Genomic DNA, 6,464 nt, shown 5'->3' on the forward strand with positions numbered 1-6,464 from the left:
CCACCGGCAGCGGGTCCCGTTTGCCGTCCGGGGTGCGGCGCGCGTTGGCGATCTCCTTCAGCGACTTGCCGCCGACGTACTCCATCACGATGTAGCCGTCGAGGGAGCCGGTGCGCTGGTCCAGGTGCTCCACGAAGTTGTAGATGCGCACGATGTTGGCGTGCTCGATCTCCGCGAGGAAACGCCGCTCGGAGATCGCCGCGGCCATCGCGTCCTGGTCGCCGGTGTCCAGCAGGCCCTTGAGCACCACCCAGCGATCCGAGACGGCCCGGTCCACCGCGAGGTAGATCCAGCCCAGGCCGCCGTGCGCCAGGCAGCCGACCACCTCGTACTGGCCGTGCACCACGTCCCCGGGCCGCAGCTTGGGGATGAACGAGTAGGGGTGGCCGCACTTGGTGCAGTAGCCCTCCACGCGGCCCGGCCGGCCGCTGCGGGCCCGGCCCACCGGCGCGCCGCAGTCCGACCGCGAGCAGAACCGCTTGCGCTCCGGGACCTCCGGGTTCTGCAGCACCATGCTGCGCGGATCGGGGCGCGGGATCGGGGGCACCGTGACCAGTCCGGCGCCGAGACGGCCCCGGCCGGAGGAGCCCGCCGCCGAGCCGGAGCTGCGCACCGACACCGAGCGGCTCGAACCGCGGCCGGACAGCGAGCGGGAGAGACGTCCGGACACCGAGCGGCGGGACTTGGACGACTGGGACGAGGTACGGGAACTCGCACGCGAGCTGCGGCCGCTGGACCGCCCGCTGCGGCTGCCGGCCGAACCGCCGGAGGCCTTGCCGCCGGCCGTGATGCCGGTGGGGGCGGAGCCGACCAGGCCGGTGGCGGAGACGACCGGGGCGAGGCCGCAGGTGTCGCAGTACAGCTCGCCGCCGCCGACGTCCTCGTAGCTGCCGTCACAGCCGGGGCGCTGGCAGGGGCGCTGTGCCTGGGCGGCGGCGACCGGGGGCCGGGGCCGGGCGGCCTGAGCAGCTTGGGCGGCCTGGGGCGCTTGGGCTGCGCGGGCCGGTGGCTCGTTGCGCTGTGCGGGTGCGGGTGGGCTCGCGGGCTGGGCAGCGGACGGCTGTGGTGGGTTCGGCTGCGGTGGGGTGCGCGGCTGGGCCGGGATCTGCTGGAGGCCCTGGGCCGGGTGGGGTGCCGGCGTGGGGGCCGCGGCGTTCGACGCCGGAGCTGGAGCTGGAGCTGGAGCCGGTGCCGGGGACAGCGACGGCTTCGGTGCCGGTGCCGACGCCGGGTCGGGTGACGGGTGTGACGCCGGTGCCGACACCGGGTCGGCTGCGGGGTCCGGCGCCGGGGCCGGTGACGGGTCGGGTGACTGGTTCGAGGCCGGGGCCGCCGACGGAGCGGGTGCCGGGTCCGGCGCCGGGTCGGGCGAGGGGTCCGGTGCCGGGGCCGACGCCTCGTCGGGCGCCTGCGGAGCCGGGTGGTGTGTCTTGTCCGGTTCGCTCATGTCGCTGCCTCCCCCTCGTCGCTCATGCGCCGGACCGACCCCCTCCGGTCCTCCGGTCCTGCCTGGCCGGGCACCCGCGGGGCGGAGCCGATCAGTTCGGCCGCCGCCTGCTGGTAGCGGAGCACGGCCTGCTCCGCGGCGCGCAGATCACAGGGCGTGCTCCACAGCATGCGGCGCGCCTTCTCGTACCGCTCGACCAGCAGCGGGTCCTCCGCGAGCCCGTGCCGGGCCACCTTCGCCTTGTACGCGTCCAGCCGGCCGCGCAGCTCGGCGCGGACCGCCAGCGGCGCGGTGACCGCCGTCAGCGACTCGCGGGCGCGCAGCAGTTCGTCCTCCGCCTTCTGCTCGAGCGACTCCAGGAGCGGCGACAGGCGGTGCCACTGCGCCTGCCTGCGGTACTCCGCGGCCGTGGCCAGCTGTTCCTGCAGCACCGTCGGTGGGCCGCTGACCACCGGCACCTCCGTGGCGGCGATCTTCGCCAGCACCTCGCCCCGCGCGGTACGGGCCTCGGCGAGCGTGCGGTCGGCGCGGGACAGCAGGTCCCGCAGGCGGACGATGCGCTTTTCGGCGTCCTGGCGGACCGTCAGCACCGCCTCGATCTCCCGGCGGACGTCCTCCAGGGCGCGCGCCTCACGGTCGTAGACGGTGGTGTCGGGCTTGCCGCCGCCCGGTGCGGAACTGCCCTCGGCCGGCTGCCAGAACGCCAGCGGGTCGGAGACGACCTCCTCGCGCAGCCTGGTCAGGGTGCGGGTGATGCGCTCCAGGTCGTCGCCGGCCGGGTGTTCGCCGGGGCGCACGCCCACCGAGTGCGCCAGCTTGCGGGTGCGCTGCAGCTCGGCGGCGAGTAGATCTATCCGCGCGGGCAGCGCCGACCACACCGCGTCCGCGGCGACCACCACGTCCAGCGAGGACGCGTACAGGGCGTTCATCCGGTCGACCAGGCCGGCCAGCGAGTACCGCTCGGTGAGGCGGCCCTGCTGCTCGCCGTGCAGGGTGGGCGCGTTGGCGGTGGCGGCCGCCGAACCGGCCACCGTGACGCACTCGCCGCGCAGCAGCTCCGTCAGCTCCACCAGGTCCTCGCGGCTGGACCAGCGGCGGCGGGACCTGATCTCCCGGGCGGTGCGCAGCGCGTCCGTGTACGCGTCGAAGTACGTCCACAGCAGCGTGATCGCCGCCTCGGTGGACTTCCAGCGTTCCGCGGTGACGCCGGTCAGCCGGGCACCCTCCAGGAGTCTTCGGCCCGCGTGGTCCTGCAGGGCGAGCAGCGAGGTCTCGATCGCCTCGTGCTCGGCGCCGAGCCGCGCCAGCGCACGGTCCACCTCGTCCCGGTCCATCACCGGCCCGGTGGGGTCCGTGTCGCCCATCGATCACCTCTCGTTGCGGGTTGGATCCGGTTGTGGGTCGGCCGGAGTCCGCTCAGCTCTTGCGCAAGTACTCCGGTGCCGGTGGTTCCGACTTGGATGAATCCCCGGCAAGTGTCGCTGACAACCATGTGTCGTACGACGCCTGCCATCCGTTCTTGGTGTCCTTGCGCCAGTCCACCAGGATCTGGTTGACCCGGCGTACCAGGTCGTCCGCGTCCTTCTTCATCGCCACGCCGTAGTACTCGGTCGTGAAGGCGTCGCCCTTGAGCTCCACCGTCGGGTCCTGCGCGGCCTGGCTGGCCGCGAGGGCCCCGTCGTTGACGACGGCGTCCACCTCGCCGAGCTGGAGCCGCACCAGGCAGTCGAGCTGGTTCGGGACCTGGGTGGAGATGTCCGTGGAGGCGGGCAGGTCGCCGCTCTTCCTGTCCTCCTCCAGCTTCGCGTACGCCGTGGAGCCCTTCGCGGTGCAGATCCTGCGATCGGCCAGGGTCTCGTCGTAGCCGGTGACCGGTGAGGTCTTCGGTGCCAGGACCTGCTGGCCGGTCTTGAAGTACGGGGCGGAGAAGGCCACGTCCTTCAGGCGGTCGCAGGTGATCGTCATGGTGCGGACCACCAGGTCGACGCGGCCGCTCTGGATCGCGGGGATGCGCTGGGCCGTGGGGATCGCCTTGAACTGGACGGCGTCGGGGTCGCCGAGGATGTCCTCGGCGATGCGGTGCACCAGGTCGATGTCGAAGCCCTCGAGGCGGGTGCCGCCGCCGTTGCCGCTGCCGCCGGCGTCGCTGTTGGGGTTGCGGTAGCCCCAGCGGTAGCTGTTCTGGTCCACGCCGACGATCAGTTTGCGCTTCTCGCCGGGGCGGTTCTTGATCGCCTCGATGGCGGGGCCGTCGGCGTCGGAGGGGGACAGGGTCTGCTTCTCGGGGGCGGTGCAGTCCTCCGCCTCGGCGGCTGCGCCGGCCATCGTCCCGGGGGCGTGTGCCGTGCCGGGACGGGGTGCGGCGTTCGGTGCGTTCGGTGCGTTGCGTGCGGTGTTCGATCCGGTGTCTGCCGCGGGGGCGGCGTCGGGGGTGGTGCGGGCCGTGGAGCCCGTGCAGGTGAGGAGCAGGGCGAGGAGCAGGGCCAGGGCGCAGGCCGTGAACATGGCGCCCACGCCGCCCCAGCCCCGCAGACCGGCTCGCATCCGTCGTGCCTTGTTCAGCATGTCCGTCACGCCCCCTCTCACCGGTACTCCGACAGCCGGCGGCCGATGCCGAGCACCGCGCCCAGTGCGCCGATGACGGCGAGGACGGCGGCGCCGACGGGCAGGCCGGTCAGTGCGTCACGGCCGTCGGTGGCCGCCGACTTGAACTCGTTCTGTTCGTGCTTCAGGGCGGTGGCGAGGTTGGCGTCGACGTTGTCGAAGCACTCGCCGGTGGTGCCCCTGGGGCCGATGACCATGTTCAGGGCCTGCTGGTAGTTGCCGTTGTCGTCCTGTTTGCGGGCCGCGTCGTGGCGCTTCTGCCACTCGGTCATGTTGCCGACGGCGGCGGCCACGGGCTTCTCGCCGGTGCTGTCGTCGGCGAGCCGGCGGGCGTGGGTGAGGCCCTTGGCCAGGGTGTCCATGTTGCGTTCGAAGTCGTAGTCGTACGCGTCGACGGTCTCGTCGCCGACCTTCCGGGTCTCGGCGCCGCGGGCCACCAGGGTCAGGTTCTCGTTCCCGCGGGCCTTGAGGGAGGCGATCCGGGCGTCGTTGAGGACGGTGAGGGAGCGGACGCCGTGGTCGTGCGAGTCGTTCAGGCCGGAGCGGGCGAGGGTGTGGCCGACGAGGAGCCAGAGGAGGACCGCGGTGGTGGTGACGGTGGCGGCCACCAGGCCGTGGTTGAGGATGCGGTTGGTGCGCAGGTAGTTGCGGCGCTGGGCCCAGGCGAGGGCGGCGAGGGCGGCGGTGCCGAGGGCGATGGCGAGCCAGGGGTAGGGGGTTGCGCGTCCGTAGTCGGACCGCAGGCGCTGGTTCTCCTTGGTGTAGAGGTCCTCGGCGGCCGGGAGCATCTCCTGCTGCATCTTCTCGTTGGCATAGCGCAGATAGGCGCCGCCGACGGGGAAGCCCTGGCGGTTGTAGGTGCGGGCGCGTTCGACCAGGCCCTTGTACTCGGGGAGCAGGCGGTTGAGCTTGGAGATGGTGGGGGTGGAGGGGGAGTCCGGGTCGGCGTTGGCCGCGGCGGTGACGAGTTTGTCGGCGGCGGTGCGGATGCCCTTCTCGTAGCGGGCGCGGGATTCGGCGGTCTCCTGACCGCCCGCCAGAAAGCCGCTGGAGGCCGCGGTGTTGGCGTCGGCGAGGGAGCGGTAGATGTCGGCGGCGTCGGAACTGAGGGGCTGGCTGCTGGTGAGGACGTCGTCGGCGGCGGAGGCCCGGTCGGTGGTCTCCCAGGCGGTGACGGCGCCGAAGCCGAGGACGAGGGCGGCGAGGAGAGCGCCGATGATGCGGAGGCGGCCGGGTTCGGTGGTGGCGGCGTGGCGGAGCCGGTCGGCGCCTTCCGCGAAGGCGGTGCGGCGGGGCGGGGTGGGGGCGGGCGGCTCCGCCGGTGCGGCCGGTGGTGCTTCGGCGCTGCGCGTCTGTGTCAGTGTCACCTGACCTCCCCCATGGTCATACGTCGCGGCAAGTATTGCCGCTGGGACTGACATCTGCACCTCCTCACCAATACGCCTTCGGCCCCGGTTTCGGTTCCCGATGTGGGTGGGTGAGGGTTCGCGTTCTCCTGCGCCCGGCGGCGGGTGGATGAGGGCTCAGGCGCCATGCCCGCGGTGCGACCGCGGCTCCGGTGGGGGTGTACGTGGACGGGCGCCCGGACATCCCCGACGGAACGTCAGGCGTGGTACCGGCGCCACCGGTCCTGCGCATCACGGGGCCGCGTTGAAGCGGTCCGGACCGAGGAGTGCGGCCCCCAGGCCGGGGCTCCCGCTCCTGGACGCGGTCGCGGCCGCCGTGCAGGGCGGCGTCGAGGACGAGGGGACGGATCGGCGTAGCGGGACGGCAACTCGCGTGCCAGAGCGGCCACTTCGGTTGCCCGGGACCGTTTGGCGCGCTGTTCGCCGACCACTTCGTCGTGGGCGTAGTGGTAGCGCGGGTAGGAGGAGGGGACGGTGCCGAGGCGGGTGAGGAGGGGGAGGCGCAGGCCGGCGGCGATGGTCTCGCCGTGGGCGGTGAGGAGGCCGGGGAGGACGTCCTCGCCCTCGGGGCCGTCGAGGCGGACGGCGGTCTCCCGGGTGAGGTGGTCGAGGCCGACGTGGTCCGGGTGGACGCGGGAGGGGACGGCGCCGAGCAGTGCGGCGGACTTGCGCTGGAGGCCGATGGCCACGTTGCACAGGCCGGCCGCCCTGCGGCCGGCCTGGAGGAGGGCGCGGGTGACGATGCCGACCGGGTCGGTGAAGTCGGTGATCCAGGCGTCGGGGTTGGCGCGTCGGCCGTGTTCGGCGATGTCCAGCCGGACGGGGGCCGTGCGCAGGGTCTTGGCCGGTCCTCCGGCGCCGGTGGTCTCCTGGCCGGCGCAGCCGCATTCCAGGGGCCAGGTCTCGTCCTCGGCGCGGGCCGCCCTGTGGCCGGCCTGGAGGAGGGAGGAGGACCGCGTCGGCGCCGTCGAGCGCGGTGTCCGGGCCGGGGGCGGTGGTGATGCGGG

The 6,464-nt window shown here is 73.5% G+C and carries 4 protein-coding genes and 1 pseudogene; all 5 read right to left on the reverse strand.

The genetic code is table 11. The features are described 5' to 3' along the window. Nucleotides 1–1,447 (reverse strand): serine/threonine protein kinase (locus HCJ93_RS29795; protein WP_277350802.1); only part of this gene is annotated, 1,447 nt, incomplete at its 3' end. Further along, nucleotides 1,444–2,811 carry a hypothetical protein gene (locus tag HCJ93_RS28750; protein WP_167998764.1) on the reverse strand — a complete coding sequence of 456 codons (1,368 nt, stop codon included), beginning with the start codon at nt 2,809–2,811 and terminating at the stop codon, nt 1,444–1,446. The genes HCJ93_RS28750 and HCJ93_RS29795, both read right to left, overlap by 4 nt. A 52-nt stretch (nt 2,812–2,863) precedes the next feature. Beyond that, nucleotides 2,864–3,991: a glutamate ABC transporter substrate-binding protein gene (locus tag HCJ93_RS28755; protein ID WP_206318088.1), complete on the reverse strand. Its 1,128-nt coding sequence runs from the start codon at nt 3,989–3,991 to the stop codon at nt 2,864–2,866. 38 nt (nt 3,992–4,029) lie between these two features. Beyond that, nucleotides 4,030–5,418: a GlnX family signal transduction membrane protein gene (locus tag HCJ93_RS28760; RefSeq protein ID WP_373563629.1), complete on the reverse strand. Its 1,389-nt coding sequence runs from the start codon at nt 5,416–5,418 to the stop codon at nt 4,030–4,032. Between the two features lie 380 nt (nt 5,419–5,798). Continuing rightward, nucleotides 5,799–6,464, reverse strand: a pseudogene (locus tag HCJ93_RS28765) (family 4 glycosyl hydrolase); the annotation flags it as partial.

Origin of the sequence: Streptomyces composti, from assembly GCF_012034205.1 — a bacterium.
In the GTDB taxonomy this organism is placed as follows: domain Bacteria; phylum Actinomycetota; class Actinomycetes; order Streptomycetales; family Streptomycetaceae; genus Streptomyces; species Streptomyces composti.